Annotated in this window: 14 protein-coding genes and 1 tRNA gene; 5 read left to right on the plus strand and 10 right to left on the minus strand. The window is 35.3% G+C overall.

All coding sequences use genetic code 11. From position 1 onward, the window contains the following. Positions 1 to 32: 32 nt before the first annotated feature. Together DSQ20_RS09140 and DSQ20_RS09145 are read right to left on the minus strand one after the other, a co-directional pair. The gene (locus DSQ20_RS09140; protein ID WP_007403030.1) at positions 33 to 335 is read right to left on the minus strand and encodes an ATP-binding protein; all 303 of its coding nucleotides are present in this window, start codon (positions 333 to 335) and stop codon (positions 33 to 35) included. A gap of 159 nt (positions 336 to 494) precedes the next feature. Beyond that, positions 495 to 707 carry a hypothetical protein gene (locus tag DSQ20_RS09145; protein ID WP_007403031.1) on the minus strand — a complete coding sequence of 71 codons (213 nt, stop codon included), beginning with the start codon at positions 705 to 707 and terminating at the stop codon, positions 495 to 497. A gap of 113 nt (positions 708 to 820) precedes the next feature. Here DSQ20_RS09145 and DSQ20_RS09150 point away from each other — a divergent pair, with 113 nt between their 5' ends. From DSQ20_RS09150 to DSQ20_RS09165, 4 genes are all read left to right on the plus strand, one after another. Continuing rightward, positions 821 to 2,086 (plus strand): MBL fold metallo-hydrolase, encoded by a 1,266-nt coding sequence (locus tag DSQ20_RS09150; protein WP_179365389.1) that lies wholly within the window; start codon positions 821 to 823, stop codon positions 2,084 to 2,086. A gap of 1 nt (position 2,087) precedes the next feature. Next, positions 2,088 to 2,930 (plus strand): DNA glycosylase, encoded by an 843-nt coding sequence (locus tag DSQ20_RS09155; RefSeq protein ID WP_179365390.1) that lies wholly within the window; start codon positions 2,088 to 2,090, stop codon positions 2,928 to 2,930. A 33-nt stretch (positions 2,931 to 2,963) separates the two neighbouring features. Then, positions 2,964 to 3,038: transfer RNA gene (locus tag DSQ20_RS09160), tRNA-Arg, on the plus strand. Positions 3,039 to 3,080: 42 nt separating this feature from the next. Then, the gene (locus DSQ20_RS09165) at positions 3,081 to 3,431 is read left to right on the plus strand and encodes a hypothetical protein (RefSeq protein WP_179365391.1); all 351 of its coding nucleotides are present in this window, start codon (positions 3,081 to 3,083) and stop codon (positions 3,429 to 3,431) included. On the opposite strand, the gene DSQ20_RS09170 is transcribed toward DSQ20_RS09165, so the two are convergent. From DSQ20_RS09170 to DSQ20_RS09205, 8 genes are all read right to left on the minus strand, one after another. Then, complete coding sequence (locus DSQ20_RS09170; protein WP_179365392.1) at positions 3,428 to 3,889, minus strand: plastocyanin/azurin family copper-binding protein; 462 nt, start codon at positions 3,887 to 3,889, stop codon at positions 3,428 to 3,430. The two genes, DSQ20_RS09165 and DSQ20_RS09170, sit on opposite strands and share 4 nt — an antisense overlap. A 54-nt stretch (positions 3,890 to 3,943) precedes the next feature. Then, the gene (locus DSQ20_RS09175) at positions 3,944 to 5,527 is read right to left on the minus strand and encodes a cytochrome b N-terminal domain-containing protein (protein WP_179365393.1); all 1,584 of its coding nucleotides are present in this window, start codon (positions 5,525 to 5,527) and stop codon (positions 3,944 to 3,946) included. Continuing rightward, positions 5,508 to 6,116, minus strand: a complete 609-nt coding sequence (locus tag DSQ20_RS09180) for a ubiquinol-cytochrome c reductase iron-sulfur subunit (protein ID WP_179365394.1) — start codon at positions 6,114 to 6,116, stop codon at positions 5,508 to 5,510. The genes DSQ20_RS09175 and DSQ20_RS09180 overlap by 20 nt, the downstream gene beginning before the upstream one ends. A gap of 39 nt (positions 6,117 to 6,155) precedes the next feature. Continuing rightward, positions 6,156 to 10,028 (minus strand): S8 family serine peptidase, encoded by a 3,873-nt coding sequence (locus tag DSQ20_RS09185; RefSeq protein WP_179366376.1) that lies wholly within the window; start codon positions 10,026 to 10,028, stop codon positions 6,156 to 6,158. Between the two features lie 34 nt (positions 10,029 to 10,062). Further along, complete coding sequence (locus tag DSQ20_RS09190; RefSeq protein WP_179365395.1) at positions 10,063 to 11,031, minus strand: methyl-accepting chemotaxis protein; 969 nt, start codon at positions 11,029 to 11,031, stop codon at positions 10,063 to 10,065. Between the two features lie 109 nt (positions 11,032 to 11,140). Further along, entirely contained in the window at positions 11,141 to 16,237 is a 5,097-nt protein-coding gene (locus DSQ20_RS09195; RefSeq protein ID WP_179365396.1) for a hypothetical protein, read from the minus strand. A gap of 203 nt (positions 16,238 to 16,440) precedes the next feature. Continuing rightward, a complete protein-coding gene (locus DSQ20_RS09200; RefSeq protein WP_179365397.1) occupies positions 16,441 to 17,784 on the minus strand; it encodes a ThiF family adenylyltransferase in 1,344 nt (447 codons plus the stop codon). Between the two features lies 1 nt (position 17,785). Continuing rightward, a complete protein-coding gene (locus tag DSQ20_RS09205; RefSeq protein ID WP_179365398.1) occupies positions 17,786 to 19,000 on the minus strand; it encodes a threonine synthase in 1,215 nt (404 codons plus the stop codon). A gap of 197 nt (positions 19,001 to 19,197) precedes the next feature. Between DSQ20_RS09205 and DSQ20_RS09210 the strand changes: the two genes are divergently transcribed. Then, the gene (locus DSQ20_RS09210; protein ID WP_179365399.1) at positions 19,198 to 19,770 is read left to right on the plus strand and encodes a hypothetical protein; all 573 of its coding nucleotides are present in this window, start codon (positions 19,198 to 19,200) and stop codon (positions 19,768 to 19,770) included. The last annotated feature ends 1 nt before the right edge of the window (position 19,771 follow it).

A 19,771-nucleotide genomic window follows, 5' to 3' on the forward strand; every position in this document is an offset into this window, starting at 1 on the left:
ATAAGAAAAAAGTGTGTGCTAAAAGATTCTGCTTATAGTGCAGCGTCTTCTGCCCAACCTTTGATGAAGATACCGTTTTTGTGAAGAGGTACTGGTTGTCCAGCTGTGTAATTCATTGGTCTCATCCAAAAGATTGATTTTGTTGGGCATACACCGATGCATGCACCATCAGAAATACATCTTTCTGGATAAAATACAAATGCTTTACCTCTCTTCCAGCCTTCAACAGGTTTTACTCTAAGGACATCAGGACCAAGAGTTGTACAGATTTCTACACATAGTGCACATCCGATACATCTTTGTTCATCAATGTCTGGAAGTATTGCTATTGGCATTACAACATAATGTCTGCTTGGTTGCTATTTAAACCATAATCAAAAATCATAACCCTGTTATGAAATTGATCGGAAATAAAAATGCTAAAAATGAAATAACATCAAGGAAGAAAAATTATCAGTATAATAAAAAACAAAAAGATAACGTGTGTTACACGTTTATTTTCTCATTGCATCAATTTGACCAGAGGTTACCCAGTCAAGTAATTCAGCTGAAGATGGATTTAGGTCTGCTCTCTGTTTCATCAGATTGTTAACCCAGATCCAGTTAAGTTGGTTAAGAAGTGGTTTGTTTGCTTCGTCGCCTGCACGTGTTTTAGCAACTACTGCTTGATCTTGTTGTTTTAACCATTCTTGGAAGCTTCTTCCCATGAGGATCGAGTCTTAGCTTACACTAATTAAAGCTTTTGTAGATTCTATGATAAGCATAATGATCGGTTCTATGCTAAGAAGGTTTTAAGGTAGAGCAAAATTCAATTTATTTCTTGGAGGTTAAAGTTTTAGGAGCAGCCAATGAGGTAGGGCGTTCAGGTTTTTTGGTAAATTGTAATGGAACAAATTTGTTATTAGATTATGGAGTATTATTTGGAAAACGTGGATCGCCACCAGAATATCCACTTCATGTAAAACCAAAAGATCTTGATGCAATTATCATTACTCATGCCCACCTTGATCATTCAGGAAATGTTCCATCATTATTTGTCAGTGGCAATACAGACGTTTATGCGACACCACCAACTTTTGATTTAACAAGATTACTCATAGAAGATATGCTGAAAATTACAAAAGATGCTCAACCGTTTGGACAGCCTGAATTAAACAATATGATGCGAAATGCAAAAGAGATAGGATTTAGACAAAAAATTACTAAAGGCAATGCAACTTTTGAATTAAGAGAGACAGGACATGTAATTGGAGGAGGTTCTGTATTAGTAGAATCTCAAAAGAAACGACTTTTCTATACGGGTGATATCAAAACACATGGCTCAAGAATGCTTCGTGAAGCAGATTTGGATGTAGGAGATATTGATCTTTTAATCATTGAAAGCACATATTCACAAACAGAACAAAAACCTAGAAAAGAATCTGAAAAAGAATTAATTGAATTTGCAAATGAGGTCATGGATAGAAAAGGAGTATTATTTATCCCATCATTTTCAGTTGAACGTTCTCAAGAAATGGCATGTATTTTAAGAAGTTCAAACTTTAAACACAAAATCATAATGGATGGAATGGCACTAAAAGTAAATGAAATAATGTTTAATCATCCAGAATATCTAAGAGATCCAAAAGTGTTTGCAGATGCAATCAATGAATCAGTTGCAATAAGAGATCATGAAAAAAGAAAGCATGCTTTGGAGGAACCATGTGTTGTTATTTCACCTGCTGGAATGCTAGTAGGAGGTAATGCAACATATTATTTGCAAGAGCTTTCATTTAATAGCAACAACGGAATTGCACTTGTATCATACCAAGGTGAAGGAACTCCTGGGAAAAAATTACTAGATACAGGAAAAGTATCCACCCGAGGAAAAGATCTAAGAGTTGCTGCAGAGGTAAAACAATTTGAATTTTCAGGTCATGCAGATCGAAATGAACTTTTTGAAATAATTGAAAAAATCAAAGGTAATCCTAAAGTCTTAACAGTTCACGGAGACTCTGAATCATGTAAAAAATTTGCTCAGGAAATTCATGAGAAATTTGGTTTCGATACACATGCTCCAGATGTAAATGAGATAATTACTATCTGAGATGATAGATTATAGTACAATTAACATAGAAAATACAATAAATAGTGGGCAAGTTTTTCTTTGGAAAAAACAAGATGATTTTTGGTATGGTGTTAATGGTCAAGATATTTTAAAAATAAATAATTCAGGAAACATCATATCATATAGTAGTAAAAAATATGATTTTTTTAGAAGTAATGATGACATTGAAAAAATAATTAAATCAATCTCAAAAGACAAAACAACAAAACTCGCTGTAAAAAAATATCTCGGATTAAGATTGATCAGACAAGATCCATTTCAGTGTTTTATATCATTTATTGTTTCTTCAAATTCCAATATTCAGAAAATTAAATCAAGTCTAGAAAAAATCTCGATAAAATTTGGTACAAAGATTAAATTTGACAACCAAGAATTTTACAGTTTTCCAGAGCCAATTAAAATAGCAAATGCGTCTATTCAAGAAATTCAAAGTTGTGGTGTTGGATATAGAGCAAAATTCATTATTGATGCAGCAAAAATGGTAGAATCAAAAGAGATAGATTTTGAACATCTTAAAAAATTAAATTATCATGATGCAAAAGAGACAATTCTAACAGTACCGGGAATTGGAAATAAAGTTGCAGATTGTGTTTTGTTATTTTCACTTGACAAGACAGAAGCATTCCCATTAGATACTTGGATGATTAGAATTTTAAAAAAATATTATTTAGAAAAATTTGAAATTGAGACAAAATCAATTACAGAAAAACAATATAACATATTACATGAAAAAATTGTAAATTATTTTGGCCCATATGCTGGATATGCACAGCAATTTTTGTTTAAAATGGAAAGAGAAAATTACCAGAAAAAATGGTTGTAAACCCTTAAAATGACAATTAATTTTTAGATTCTTGGGCTGGTAGCTCAGCTTGGATAGAGTGCTGGACTTCTAATCCAGTGGTCAAGGGATCGAAGCCCTTCCGGCCCGTTTTAACAAAATTATTTATGCAGACTCAAATAGTTTGTTTACGTGAAAGATATTGAATTTGAGTTGAATCCTAAAGAGATTCATCCAAAGTCCGAGATAAAGGGGGTAATTGTTGTATCATATCCAGGCAGATATGACGGAGTAGTAATCAATACACAAATTTTAGATTCAAATGAACACATTATCTACAAGTCATACAATGGAAAAAAAATATCACAAAATGTTGCACGATTATTCATCAGCAAAGACGTTATGCCTGAAAATAAAGCAGATTTTACGGCAATAATAGAATTTGAACCAAAAAAGATACATGAGATAAAATTCAGAGCATCAATTATTGAACAACATAAAGAAATTGAAAGTAAAATAATATTTGCAAAATATTCTATCTAAAATCTTTGTTTTGTAATTTCCAGTTTACCTTTCATCCATGGATGTGGTTCACAATGATATTCTATTACTGTAGGTTCTGTGAAAAGAAACTCATAATCATATCCAGGTTTTATAACACCTTGTGAACCAAAGACACCACTGTAAGAATCTTCAGTTCTATGATCGGGTGTAACTGTATGTGCAGTGGTATCAACATTTTTCCAAATAACTTGATTGTCTATTCCTAACTGTATATTTACTAATTTTGGTACATAATTATCCTGTTGGGCAGAACTAGCAGAGCCTTCAATTATTTCAATAATGGTCTCTTTGACAGGATGTAAAATATGTTCATCAACAGATGGTTTCAATAAAGATTCTGGAAGATAAAATGATGTGTAAAAAACTACTCCAACAGATACGCCGATAATTATTGCCATAACTCCAATGCCATATGCATGACTTGATGTTGCACTCAACGATTTTTGTAGGTCTTTAGAGTTCTTATAAAGCTTTTTTAGAATTTTGAAAGGTTATGGTTTTTTTAGATCTGAAGAACCTAAATCTGGAATTGTATTAGTACCAACTCCCAAATCAGCTTGAACTTTTGGCGGTGTAATTTGTGGAGCAAGTTCTTTTGTTTCTTTCTTACTATCATCTAATGATTTTTCTTCTGGAAGTTTTCCACTAGTTGGAATTGATTGTGGTAGCTCCTTTGGTTTTTCTTCATGTATAGGTGTAGGTGGTGGTGGAGGGGCATTCTTTGCTTGGTTTAGTCCATATCTGTAAAGATGGAAGAATCCAGCAAACACTATCAAGATTATTCCTATGAAAAATAAAGAGATATTTTTCATTCCTGTCAAGGCTGCATTATATGCTGCAATGTTTAGAAATACTTGGAATGCCAACAGTGCAACAATTAGCCAATTGATCCATTTTTGTGATAGATTAATTGTTGCCACTTTCTTTGGACCCTTGTCTTTTGCAAGTTTAGCTTTTCTTTCAGATTCTTTTGCAAGTTTGATCATCATATATGAGAATCCAAATCCTAGTGGAACTAACAATATCATTACTGTGTATAGAAACACTGGATCAATTACCAAACGCTCTACTAGAGGAATAGTAGTGTCAGATGGAATATAGAATCCCCAATATGTTGTAACCATGATTTGAGCTATTCCAGTAATACCAAATGCAGTAATTATTGGACGATCTTTCCAAGAGAATTTTTTATATCGATCAATAAATGGAATCAGTAAAAATGACGCAATGAAAAGTCCAGGCCACAATACACCTGTAACAAACTTGTCATACTGAGTTCTCAAAAATGCATAGAGGCCTGTAAGATACCATTCAGGCACAGTGATTCCAGGTGGAACAGTTGGTTCAAACTTGAATCCCATATCAATTGGAAACACGCCACCAGTTATCAGAATCGCACCACCGATTGCCATAACCATGGGTACATCAAACACAAGAAATCTTGGAAAGTGTACAGCCATCAGTCCAAGCATTACAAGAGGTAAGAGAAACACATGTTGTGCATAAAATCGTAACACAAAGTCTGAAAACCCACTACCAAACATCGCATCACGGATTGTCGGTCCTGCTATTGGAATTGACGTGGTAAGAGATGCAGCTATACTAATTGCAAGTTCTGCCCTTTCACTAAATATCACATCATAACCAGTAAAAGCTTCAAGAATTGTAACGGTTCCAAGAATTACACCAGTTGCCCATAAAATTTCATTTCTAATTTTGTATCTTCCACTAAAGTATTGGTAATACATATGTAAAATTGCTAAAAGAACCATGGCGTTGGATCCATGATAATGAATATTTCTAATGTGAAAACCAAATGGGACTTCATCATTGATGAACTTTACACTATCCCATGCTCTATCCAACATTGGTTGATAATAAAACATTAGAAGTGCACCTGAAATTCCAAGAATTACAAATACAACAAATGTAAGCATCCCCAGAAATCCAAATGGACTTACAAACCTAGCAGGAAATGAAAATTTAATTGCAGTAAAGATTGTTCTGTCTAGTCCATCCCAGAGCCAATAAAAAAAGGCAACTGCGCCAGTACGTCTATGAAGCGAAACGGCCATATCCAATTACTCCATTGTCATTCACACCCCATGTTGGCGGTAAAACCCATAAAAAGCCATCTGCATCAGCTTCAAAATTTAATTGTGCCAATGTGTCTGATGGTGCAGCTTGTAATGATGCAGGTCCAGCAAATGCGGTTCCTGTTGTAGGATCATACATACTTCCATGACAAGGACATTCTCCTCTCTTTCGTCCTTCTTCAGGCCAGTATTTCCATAAACACCAAAGATGAAGACACACCATACTGTATGCCCTAAAAGCTGAAACATTTTGTTGTTCTCCTCCAAGTTCTTTTGGCAATCTAATGAACTGCCATTTTCTAAATGCCTCTGCATCAAGTGCAGGATCACCAGTACTTGGATATGTAATTACTTCAGCATGGTTAAGTGGAAATGTTTTGACGTTTGCTTGGGTACCATCAGGCAAAATGACTTTAACTTTTTCTAGAGTTGCCTGTGAAGGATTTGGCATGAAATTTCCAAATGGAACAAAAGGAGCAAAAGCCAACCCAGTGCCTGCAGCCCCCATTAACTTTAGAAAATCCCTTCTAGATAATCCGCCAGACTTTTTTGTCCCCTGCTCAGACATTCAAGCTGTCGTACTCGCCAAATTGCTTATAAACCTTATTCAATAATTTGTTGGTTTTTGTCTAAGAATCAAAAATAGAACAATTCCGATCGCAATCCCAACTCCAATGCCAATAGATAATCCAACATTAAAAGATGAATTGTCATCATTATCAGTTATTATAATTTGAGAATCATTTGTTATGATTTGAGAATCATTTGTGATGGTTTGATAATCATTTGTGATGGTTTGAGAATCATTTGTGATGGTTTGATCAATAAATTCAGAATTAGTTTCGTTTTTGAGAGTTGACATAATTTCTGTATTATTTAATTGAATTTGGGATGGTTGATTTTTTGAAGAAATGTTTGAAAATTTAGCGGCAAGTGTAATTGACTCTGTAGTTTCATTTCCACCAAACAATGTAGTATGAGCTAAAAGAGAGTATGTTCCTGTTTGATTTATTGGAACATAAAGTACAGTAGAATTATTATCTTTATTTTTTACTGGATAGAAACCGCCTCCTTGACTAAAAACAGAATTACCTAACCAATCAAGTGAAGGCCAACCTAGAAAATGACCAAATACTCCTGATGGCATATTAGATTGAATTATTCTTCCTTTAGGATCAACAACAAATACTGACAAGTTTGTGTCATCAGATTTCCAAGATAGTTCTATTGCTGCAGAATTTATCGAGTCATCAACTACATCAAAATAATATTGTCTCCAATCACCTGCCATGTATCTATTTGTCATATCAAATGCGCCTTTGACATAACCGTTACCATAAAGAATATCATCACTTTGCTTTCCATCAATTAATACAAGTGAATCTTTTTGATTAACGGGTTCTTTAACAACAAATGATATCGGGGCATTTACAGTATGATTTTTTCCTTCAAATGATATGAATCCTTGATAGTTACCAGATTGAAAATCATTTGGCGCAATTAACGAGACATTTAATTTGGCAACATCGTTTGCAGGAACAGTAATTGTTTCAAACTCTGGCCAGATTACAGACCATTTATCTTTTTGATAATAGCTTGCAGATAATGTGTATTCCATTGAAGTTGAATTTTGTTTTGTGTCACCTATATAGTAAGAGTATCTAGTTGGAGTAGGATATACGCCGACTAGCGGAGTTCCTTTGAATTTTTCATTTGGTTCAGAAATTCTAAGTTCTTGAACTGTTCCCCATGATCCAGCTCTGCTAACCATTAACAATTCATTGCTAGATATATTGGTGTCACTGTTTTTATCAATCCAATCATAAAGATATAATGAAGAAATTTTCATATCATTTGCATAAAGAATATCAGTTTTATTCATAAAATTATCAAATGGGAAATTAAGATTCAATATCATTAAAGACGATTCAGTTGGAATTGAATTACTATCAAAAAATTCTCCTAATTCTTTAGGGTTTTTTATATCTGATAACTTGATATAGTTTGGAATGAACGCATCTGATTTGTTTAGTATGGAATCTTTTTGTTGTACTTTAGTTGTTCCATCATATAGAGTATTTTTGATCAAAGTCATTGTAGTTGGTTTGATTGATAATTGAATTGGCTTTTCAGTTGGATTTTTAATTGTAAAAGTTGTTTTACTAGATTCTCCAGGATGTAATTGGCCTGCAAACCAACTTGTCATAGGCATGGTTTTTGTTGGAAATTCAAATTTCTCAAATCCAAGTGATGTAGAGTTGATTGTTTCAAGTGGGGATTTTAAAATTTCTTTGATATTATTGTATGATGCATCATTGTAAACAATAAATTTTTCATCCTCACCGTTTACAAAACTTAATGCAGCACTTGCATCCACTAATCCAGCTCCTTGAGTAAATGGATCATTTTTAAGATCTTTAGCAGTAGACATTAAGATATTTTTGATTGTAAAAGAATCATATTCTTTTGATTGTTTGTTTAGGCCCTCCATTAAAAGTGCTGCACTTCCAGAAACCAGAGGTGCTGCCATACTAGTTCCTCCAAATAATGAAAAAGATTCATCCTTTGAATCTTTTTTTGTTTTAATAACATTAGATGGTGTAAAACCATGTGCTCCAATACTCATCAAATCAGGTTTTGGATCACCAATGATTCCAGGACCCCTACTTGAAAAATCTACTACATCATTAAAGTGAGAAGTGCCATTACCAAATCTAGGTTGATCCTTAAACGGACCATATCCAACAAAGACATTGTTTGTGGTAGCCCCTACTGTAATTCCAAATGGAGAAGAGTTTGGCATTCCAATTGTTCCATATCCATGTCCAGAATTTCCAGCACTAGATACAATTGTTATTCCGGGATAATTATCATCAAGTGAATGAGGGGTAGCAAGTATGCTAAGTATTATAGAAAGAATATCCATTCCAGGTGCAGAATTAAATGATGGAAAATTTGAGATGCCCCAGCTGTTGGAAATTATATCTACTCTTGGTTTTCCAGTAAAATTCCAACTATGATCATTACTGTCAAAACCAGATAACCACAACCATGCATAAACAGTATCACCTACCCACAATGATTTTACAGGTACAATTTTTGCACCTGGTGCAACACCTGTGATAGTAAATTTACTGGTATTGTTGTAAATGTCATATGTCTGATTACCTTTTGATGTAATAGAAGAAGCACTTGATGTCCCATGTCCTACAAAATCAGTCATCACTCCAAAAAACATTCCTTTAGAATCAAATGCAGGCAATAAAGTACCATTAATTGCATTTAGTGTTTTATTAATGTCTGATGTTTTGTTTTGAATCACGCCATAAACATCTAGTACTTGAGCACCGACTGTTCCTGCACTATAATCTGCTTTACCATCACCATTTGAATCATAAACAAGAAACTCATTTCCACTTCCTAAAACTATAGGTTTTTCATCAGTAAAATCAAAATCATATTTTGGTCTCTCTCCTGATTTTAAATCAAATCGAGTATAATCTTCCCAAGATGTACTCATATCAGGAATTATAGTATCGTAAACTCCAGCTGTATTAGAATCAACTACAAGTATAGGTACTACTTGTATTCTTGCTAATGGTCCTTCTAAACCCCCCTGATACATTACACCTAAATGGTAAATTCCACTTTTTGATTTGATATAATTTCTATTATCACTACCAATTTTCATATCAATATCTAATATTCCACTAAAGATTGGAGCATTTCCAGATTGTGGAAAAAAAGAGTTGTAAATTGGAATTGTTGTTCCTTTACCATTTTGAGAGATGTTTAAAAAAATTCCATCTCTTGTTTGATATACAGATGAAGTCATTCCTTCTGGAAGTGGTTTTGTGTTGTTTCGAATGATTCCATCTTTATCAATGAATGCAAAAAAAGTGGAATTTGTAAGAATTATTCCTTGTCCATCTGCATCAAGCATGATGGGATGATTGTTTTTGTCTCTAGCTAAAGAACTTCGTATATCAAGATTTGAAAAATCAACACCAGTATCTACTATTCCTATTTTAATTCCTTGTCCATTTACGTCGTATTTTGTTTGTGCCAAAGTAGATCCAGTTATTTCTCCAATTCTTGATGCATCAAGAATAGATGTATCTGAATGAAAGTCTAGTTTGAAATCTTCTATTACATTATATCCTTTAGAAACGAAATTTGAAATGGAATTTTCTGGAAGTACTGCAACATAAAAAAATCCTCCACCAGATTCAATCCCATAAAGAGAATTGTTTTTTAAAAAACTGGATTCGTCAGAACCTGTTCCAAAAATAATGTACCGCTTAAAATTATTTTGTTTAAAAAAATCTGAATCTATTTTTATAATATCAGAATTAAATAAAACAGAATTGTTTGTTGACATCTCATTTTCAAGAGGTAGATCTCCACCTACATATGCATAAGAATTTACAAGCATTCCTAAAACAAGAAGAACGCTAAAAAGAATCGCCGCTTTGGGCATTATGATAAATTTTTCCTTTCTTGCATTATTATAACTATCTTCTTCTGGCAAGTATTGCAATTTGAAGTGCTACAATGATTCCAATTGATGCTACAATTGGGAAAAATAGCGAGTTTAGTTGAGATGATGCCTCTTCAATGTTAGACACAGAATTTGATACTGATGTTACACTTGCATCAATATTAGTACTGGCGCCCTCCAACGTAGATCCAAATCTCTCAATTTCAGATTGCAATGTGTCTAATTCATCTGATGTTTCTTTTAAAATTGAATTTAGTTCTATAATTTGATTTGAAATTCCACCCAGATCCTGACTTAGAACATTAGTTGCAACAGAAGCATGCGATATTGTTCCTTGATTAAATGATACTACATGAAAAACATATGTTCCTTCTTCTTTTGGAATATAATCTAGATAGTATAATCCTTGATGAAGTGTTGAAAACGCATTAGATATTGTTTCTACCTTTCCTGAAGGTAAGTGAATGTGAGTTGTTTGAAGTAATTCTTTTGGATCATCACCTATTAACAAACCATCACTTGTAGTTTGTACAAATATTCTAAATGGATTATTTATTGCTGCAGTCTCTGGAGCAAACACAGATGTGAGTACATGTCGCTCTATTGGTATTTCCATCAAGTCTGTTGTAGATGTAAATTTTACATCTAATTTTTGAGAGATTCCATTTTGTTCAGTACTGATTACCTCTATAGTATATGTGCCAAATGGAAAACTGGAAGTTGGTTTTGGCCATATTAGTAACACATGATTAAAAGAACCATCATCAGTAGTAATTAATTGATCAAACCCTACGATAGTATCATCAGGTGAAAATAATCTAATTATCAAAGTTTCATTTGGGTTACCATTACCATACACAAAAAGAGGTTCGCCTTCTGAGTATACTTGATTGGTTGCAGATAATTTTAATTCAGAATATGCATTATTTACAGGAATAATCAATAATAAAATAAAAGACAATAACAAAATTTGTGATTTCAATTTAAAATAATTGGATAATATCTCCTAGATATTGCTTCTGGAATTATCTATAACTTACGTTAAGTGTTGATTCAAAAAAAAGAAAAAAAGGAAAATGTGAACTAGTTTCTTACTGTACGATTATTGTCGTAGTTACTGGTGGTGATAATGCCGTTGGATTATCAACAGATTCCCAGACAAATGCAGTGGCAGTATAAGTGCCAGCGTCAGTTGGGATCCATGATAAAGCAGGGCTGAATGATTGACCAGCGGATAATGAACCTGTAATCCATGCTAGTGAGACTGTAACACCGTTACCATCCTGAATCTGTACCAAGTAGGCAAATGCTTGCTCTCTATCCTGACCATTTGCTAGGTCGGCAGTTATTTGCACCTGTTGATCAACGTTAACAGCGCTTAAGCTGTTACCGAATGCGTCAACAACTCTCAAGTTAGCAGCTGGTGCTCTCTCAAGAGGTGGTACAACCGTACCGATTAGCGAAGTGGCAGTAATATCAAGTTCATCTGCTGTTGTGTATGGATTAGGCAATGTATTGTCTGAATATTCTGCAGTGACAGTGTCACCTTCTGCGACTCTGAGTCTGTGACCAGATGATTCGTCAGTAGTTGTGAAGAACACAGTACCTTCGAATATTCCGGTTGCCTCATTAGTCTCAGTTACAGTTAGATCAATACCTCCGGCATCGGAGTCAGACCACACGTCAGCGTTGAAATTATCAACTGCTTCTGGGTTTAAGTTCATATCTGGATCAATTACTCTTACAACACCTGTACCGCTTGCTGGGTAGCTTGCTTCAAGCCACTGAACCTCACCAATATTCCATCTGATTAATGCTGAGCCGACAATAGTCTCATCCTCTGAGAATTCAAAGGAGATAGTTATGCCGTCATCATCATCAGCTGGCAACAGTCCATCTGTTGGACCAGTACCAGAAGGAGAAGTGGTTGTTACATCATTACCGTTAGTACCAGTTGTGGTATCGCCATCAGCATTATGTGTAAAGCCGGTAAGAATTACCTCACCAGTGAAAATGCCTGTGTCAGTACCAGTTTCGACTAGTTTGTAGTTGTTGAGTTTGTTACCTCTAGTTGAGACCTTTATTGGGTCTTCATTAGTGTCACCAATCTCATCGACTAAGTTGCTATCGAAGTTGTGATCTGGGGCTACAATAGTAATGTATACTTTATCAGTCCATGTGTAAACTTTTTGGTCAAGCTCTACAGTTGCTCCGAAGTTCGAAGTAAAGAGTGTCAAGTTGACATCTTCGTCTTCATCACCTACGTAGTCAGATCCGGATGGACCCCAATCGCTGTACTCGAGAACAATTTCTTCTCCTCTTTCTAGTTTATCACCGTCTAATTCAGATGGAATTTCGACGACAATCTGGAAGATTCCAGTACTGTCACCTGTTTCTCTAAAGTTAGATGGTTCTGGGTCGAAGTTGGCTCCTTGTCCGTCAGCGTCACCCATGGTAACGGTTGCGGCATCAGAGTCCCATTCAATTAAGTCCAAATCATATGTCTCAGCCTGGTCATTGTCCAAATCGAAGTCTGGTTCAATGAGGGTCAAGATCATGTCGGATCCAATAATATACACTGATTTGTCAGATTGTAATACACCGTTTCTTAGGTCAAAGGTAGCAGAATCAGTTACAGTATTGATATCACCTGATGCATCAGCTGGATCAGTGTATTCTACTTGGAGAATATCTCCTTGTAAGATACAATAATCACCAGTAGTTGCGGCAATATCAAATCTGTCTGTTTCGGCGGTACCTGCACCATCAAGGTTAGTCCATACACTTGTTGTGCTTGGACAAACAGTACTTGCTGGACCATCGGTATATCTAATGACTATATCAGATTCAAATATTCCTGCATCTGGTGCAATTTCGCCCATTGGACCAAATTGTCTGACATCTTTAAGATTTACATTATTGGTATCAATTGTACCAGCTAATGCTTCTGGACCACCAGCAAAACCAAGGACTACTGTTGAAGAACCTCTTAATACAGAGATCTTAACAGGTCCGTTACCGGCTGTACTGTTGGTTCCTATAATGTCTTCACCACTTGCGGATGTATTGAAGTCTGGATCATTAACTCTGATGTGAATTGCTAGATCTCCGCTACCAATAAACTCACCAGATTGAAGTCCTGAACCAGAACGTGATGTTCCAGCTGTATTCTGTCCAGTTTGATGGATTGGGAATATGGATCTTCCATCTGGGGTTGTATCAGTATCAGTGGTAAAGTCCGTTGGGACACCAAATGGTACTGGGTAAACGGTTCGATCAAGACTGACGGATCCGGTGTTAGCGCGAACGCCTGCACCATCAGTTACTTCAATGACTTCACCAGATGCATCTCTAAAGTCAACATAGTTGACTTCAATATCGAGACCTGTGACAGATTCAGATGTTGTTGCACCTGATCTACACCATGCTCCTGGGATTTGGAAATCACCAATAAAGATACCAGTTTCAGGTCCAGTTTCATATATAGTGAATCCGGTTGCACCTAATCCTGTATCTGTTACACCTGCATTCGACAAGGATGTCGCACATGCACTGTCTACTGGTGTAGTCCATTTTTGATCATCAAAAGTGACATCTAATAACCTACCAAGATCATCTCCGGTAGATAGTACTGTTGATGTAGAATTGCTTCCAACAACATCACGTAAACTACCTCCGTCGGTAATAGTAGTATAGATATCAATTAAGTCAGAATCGACGTTAAGATCTAAGTCTTGTAGTGTAATTATAACTGTGTCAGCATTCTTGTATGACTCTGCATTCAAAGATACAACACCTGAGTGACTTGGAGCTGCCTGTTGATCAGCAACTTGAGTTGTAACACCATCTGCACCTAAGTCATTATAGTTGACTCTAGGTGAATCTTCATCAGTTAGATCTTCAATGACGATGAAGTTTGGATCATCGGCAATTAAAGTTAGGTCTGAGTAGGTGTTTACGTCAAGTATGTTTAGCTGATTAATCATGATAAACTCCAAACTACCTGCAAAGGTAGATGTGTTATCACCAGTTTCTTCTGCTTCAATTCTTACAATCTGGTTAGCTATTCTGTCTCCAGCTGCTAAACCATCATTCAAGTATCCAAAGGAAACAAAGTCTGCTGTAATAGCATCAGTACCGGGGGTTGTAATTACACCACCTGCTACGCTGCTAATTATCAACAAACCAACACTGTTAGTTGAAGGAGTGCTAGTTGAGTTGAATATTTGTGCGTTTGTAGCGGTTGTATTGAGTAATGTTAAGCTTTGTGGGTTAACATTATCTCCGAGTAACAAACCACCGATAGATACATTGTTAGACAATATTCCGGTTGAAGTGTTGATAATAGTACCTGTGCTATTCAATAGATAAACATCAAATGTACCTGTGGTATTCAAACTTCTAACATCTAAGTTAAGGAAGTTAAAACCATGGAAAGTACCTGCAGATGGATCTCTAATTGTGTTTTTCAGCTCACCATAAGTTGATCTAAAATCTATGATAAGAGCGTTAGTTGCACCTGCACCAGCTGTTGGAGTGACGATTCCTCGTTCACTAAATTTGTCAACAGCTAAGGTTGCAGTAGCATTGGTACCTGTTGCGCCACTAAGTTCTATGTTAGTGCCGGTAGGTAATGCAGTGAAAGTAGTCCAAAGAGCTTTTGCAGCTGTTGAACTTCCTGTGCCGTTTTCACCCAATGTGAATGGATCACCAGTTTGAAGTGCTGGGATCAATGTCACATTAGTATCAAACAAGTCAAGGTCTTCATCTGCTCTACTGTTTTTGTTAGCATCACTATCAACGATGATTACTGGAATCTCTTCGCCAGAGGTCCATTCAGCATCTGTTGGTTGTATATCGACTGTTGCAAAGCCAAATCCTACAAGAATTGTTCGTGGGGTCGCATTATAATCAACAGTTGCAGAGGTTCCCCTTGCTGCATTACTGGTGATCTTTAAAACAGAGACATCTGATTCATCATATGTACCAAATATGCCGCTGTTTGGACCTTGTTCAGTAAGTGTTACTGGCACCGTATTTGCACCCAATTGTCCGTGTAATCCTGTACCGTTTACTGTGAATGCAGATGCAAGATTTGCATCTGTTCCAGCTTCTAATACAGTATCACCGTTATCTTGGAGTGTAAGTACTGGGTTTGTAGCACCTTGTTTGTTAATGTTAACTAACAGTCTACAGTTATCTTCACACATCAGTGAAGCTAAGACTGAGTCAACATTAATCACACCGGCTGCTGCTGCATCGCCATCCCGATCGCCATTCTCATTGAATACTTGGTAGTATGTACCTTTGCTAGTTGCATTGGTTGCATTAGCACCAAATGTCCAAGAATCTTCATCAGTTGGGTCAATGTTTAACCATAGATCTGTTACTGTTGTATGAACTTGGGCTTTTTGCGGATAAGTTGTTCTATCTAAAGATACACCGGCAAATTGGTCAACTGTATCAAAAGTAAGTGTTGTTGTTTGAACACCACCACCTTTGTTATATTGAACTACAACGTTTCCACCTGCACTTAGAGTATAGAGTTGTATAAATGGCCATACATCTGGATCAATTTGTATTTGTCCAACGTTAGTTGAATTTGGAAATGCATTTACATCTTTTTCTTCACGGATTACATTTTGTGTATCCTGTGCTGTGAAAGAGAATGCAGTACATGTTGCAAATGCAGCTGTACCATTGGAACCACCAGGAGCATTTGCACCAGTTGCGATACCTACGGTATCAGTAACGGATACTACTGGACCTGTTGCGGAACCAATGTTTGTTGCTGGACCACAAAATGTACCAAAGTCAAGACCTTCACCTGCGGTATTACCCACAACTGTTTGGTCTGCTGTTTGTGCCATTGTCTTATCTGCAAAGTAACCATACCAGTTACCATCTACGGCTTGAACCATTCTAAGGCTTTTGCCGTTTACGGTAATGTTTGGTTCACCTTTACCCTCATCAGTGTCATTGATATCAGAATCTATTACCACGACCTCAATTACTTGAGGACCTGACATGTAATTATTGAACTGCGAGTTTTCTGCGGAAACAAATAGGTTAGCGTTGGCTGCATGTGCTACTGGCATCATAGATGGAGCAGCAAATGTCAAACCACCGGCTAACATAATTGTCATTAATGTAAGACTAGTTATTTTTCGTCCTATTTCGTTATTCATGTTATTGGTTTTTCTCTTTAAAATTTGTATATAAGGCTAATGGACGAATTGTCCACAATTAGACAATTTTTTAAGATTTTTTTATCATATTATTAGATTTTATGAAATTATTAGATATATGTAACATAAAATTTATACTTTTAACTTTTTTCTATAATATGATCGATGTATTTTGTATCTTTTTACTATAATTTATGAAATTTTTATAGGCTAGTTTTTGTACTCAATTCCCTACCAAGCAGACTTTTATATAATAATATGGCATCATTTTCATCTTTTGAGCCAACTATTACTGCTGAACCTTTTTTCATAAAACTTACAGAGAGATCATTTGTCCGCAATGATAGCCCCAAGTCACCAAGATTTTCTACTATGAATCCTTGCTTTTTTGCGATGTTAGAAACTATAACAGTATCAACATCAAATGTATCAGTAGGAGTTACAGAGTAAGTTCGCTTTCCACGATTTCTTCCACATAGTTCTTCTAAGATCAATTCTTGTTTTGGTACAGATGTAATTTTTCCTGTTCCACAAATCGGACACTCTTCAGCTCGAAATGTTCTGGTACTTGTAAAATCAAGATTCTCCAAATCAATGTGAAGAATTCTTTGTGACAGACTAGGTTTTTTTCCAGTAATGATTTTTACAGCTTCAGATACTTCTATTCCACCAACAATAGAAAGTATGGACGGATGAACTCCTTCAATGCTACAAGTTGGCATTGTGTCTTCATTTAGTTCAGGAAACATGCAATAGTAACATGCAGATTCTTTTGGTAAAATAGTAAATGCTTGTCCTGACACTCCTACTGCTGCACCAGTAACAAAAGGAATTCCAAATTTTACACATGCATTATTTAGAGCATATCTTGCATTAACACTGTCAAGTGCATCAATTACAACATCGCATCCTTCTACAACTTCAAGTGCAGTGTAATCGTTTACTGAAACTGCCAAAGATTCTATTTTACAATCAGGATTTAGTTTCTGTAATTTTTTAGCTGCAACTTCTACTTTAACTTGGCCAACATCGGATTCATCAAACATTGTTTGTCTATGTAAATTAGATAATTCTATTACATCTCGATCAACAATTCTCAGAGTACCAACACCCATTGCAGCTAGTCTTGATGTTATTGGATTTCCAAGTCCACCTACACCTACAACACATACTTTGGAATTTTTTAGCTTTAATTGTCCAGTATAACCAATTTCTTCCAACATTACTTGTCTTGAAAATCTATCTAGTTCTTTTGCAGATAATTCATCAGAGCCACCAGCTACTGCAGGTAAGATATATACTTCATCTCCATTATTTAGAACAGTATTCATTCCATCAGAAAATTTTGCGTTTTTTCCATTAATGTAAATATTAATCAAAGAACGCGGAGTTCCATCACCTTCTAAAACTCGTCTCTTAAAGTCATCACCCATGATTTGAGATATTTTTACAAATGCATCAGTAAGTGAATCAGCTGAAATATCTGTTTTTTTTTCTCCACCACCTTGATTTAGCACTGATGGAATTGTAAATATGATATTTGCCATTCTAGTTTACTACCGCCGATATTTCTGTAATGTTTGCTTTCATTACTTTTGGTTTTTGTAATACTTCCATTATTGCCTCAGTAGCTTTTAATCCATTTCCAGTGACATAGCACACTACAGAATCATTTTTGTCAATTTTTCCCTGTTCAATCATCTTTTGAAGCACAGCAACAGAGACGCCACCTGCAGGTTCTGTAAATATTCCCTCAGTTCTTGCCAAAAGCAATATTGCATCTAAAATTTCTTTGTTGTTGCATTCTTCTGCAAATCCATTGTATTGCTCTAATCGTTTCAAAACATATCTACCATCTCCAGGATCACCTATTGCTAAACTCTTTGCAATAGTATCTGGGTTCTCTACTGGGATCACTTCTTTGCTATTTTTCTTAAATGCATCAACAATAGGAGCACATCCGTGTGGTTGTGCTGCTATCATGTGCATGTTTGTTATATCATTTAACAATGAAACTGTCTGTAATTCTTCAAATCCTTTACAAATTGCATTAAGCATTGCACCACTTCCTACAGGAACTATAAGTTGATCAGGGACTTGCCAGTCAAGTTGTTCTGCAACTTCATATGCAAGTGTTTTAGAGCCTTCCACATAATGAGAACGCATGTTAATATTTACAATTCCTATTCCTTTACTATCACCAATTTGGGCAGCTATTCTATTTGCATCATCATATGTTCCATCTACTGCAATGTAGTTTGCGCCATAAGATAATGCCTGTGCAATTTTTGCCATCTCAATATTACTTGGTGCAAATACATGACATGGTAATCCAGCTTTTGCGGCATGTGCTGCAGTTGCAGATGCTAAGTTACCAGTAGATGCACAACCAACAGCAGATAATCCAAATTCTTTTGCTTTTGATATTGCAACTCCAGCAGGTCTGTCTTTAAATGAAAATGTTGGATTTACAGAATCATTTTTGATGTATAGATTGTTTAGTCCTAATTTTTTTCCAAGATTATCAGCTTTGATAAGAGGTGTCATTCCTGCTCCAATACTAATAATATTAGATTTGTTTTCTATTGGCAATAATTCAAAATATCTCCAATAGTTATGCTCACGATTTACAAAGGTATTTTTTGTGACTGTAGGAAAGTTATACTTTACATCAAGCGGTCCAAAACAGTCATCACAGACATACTTGAAAGCAGTATCGTATTGTTTTTTGCATTCTCTGCATTGTAGTGATGTTCTAGCCAAGATCAGTTTCTCCTTTGAAATAATACATAAAAAATCCTAATATCAAGTTAAGTAACACTTAACTTTACAGAGTAAAAAATATAATGAAAACATAGTCATATTTTAAAAATTAGGTAGAATTTTGAAGATTTGCAAAAAATATGAATAAATTAACAATTATGAGGAAGGTTTTTAGATATTTTTAGAAAGGAAAAACCATGAAAAAGGGACTGATTATAGGAAGCATACTTGGTGTAAGTATTGCGATAATCATTTTAGCTATAAGTTTGAGTTCCGAATTAAAATCAGATTCAATAGAAGTTGAAGATACACTAGATAAAGAAGTGATTGCAGAAACTGAAACTCCAGAGATTGAAGAAAAAACAGACGATGTAGAAAAGATCAATTTAGAAAATGAATATTCACCTAAACCAAGAGAATGGATAACTTCGGGGCCATTTCAAATTGACCGAAGTAAATACGCTATAGGTGAAAAAATTTTCTTAGTAATTGGAGGATTAAATGGAAACGAAAAAGGTCAGGTTGCGTTTATGAGACCGTTAAATAATACACATTATTCCGTATACATGACAATACCTTTTGATGGTATGAAAAAAGATCTTTTTAATTATTATGTAGAACCAGCGATTTCAAAAACCAAAGAAATATGTTCAATAGATGACTTGATTGGAAAATGGGCAGTAGTTTTTAGAGGAACAGACTATCCAAATTTATATTTTGAAATTACAGATGAAATTGTTCCAGGAACAAACATAGAACCTGCATGTTAGA

Source organism: Nitrosarchaeum sp. AC2, from assembly GCF_013407385.1.
GTDB classification, from domain to species: domain Archaea; phylum Thermoproteota; class Nitrososphaeria; order Nitrososphaerales; family Nitrosopumilaceae; genus Nitrosarchaeum; species Nitrosarchaeum koreense.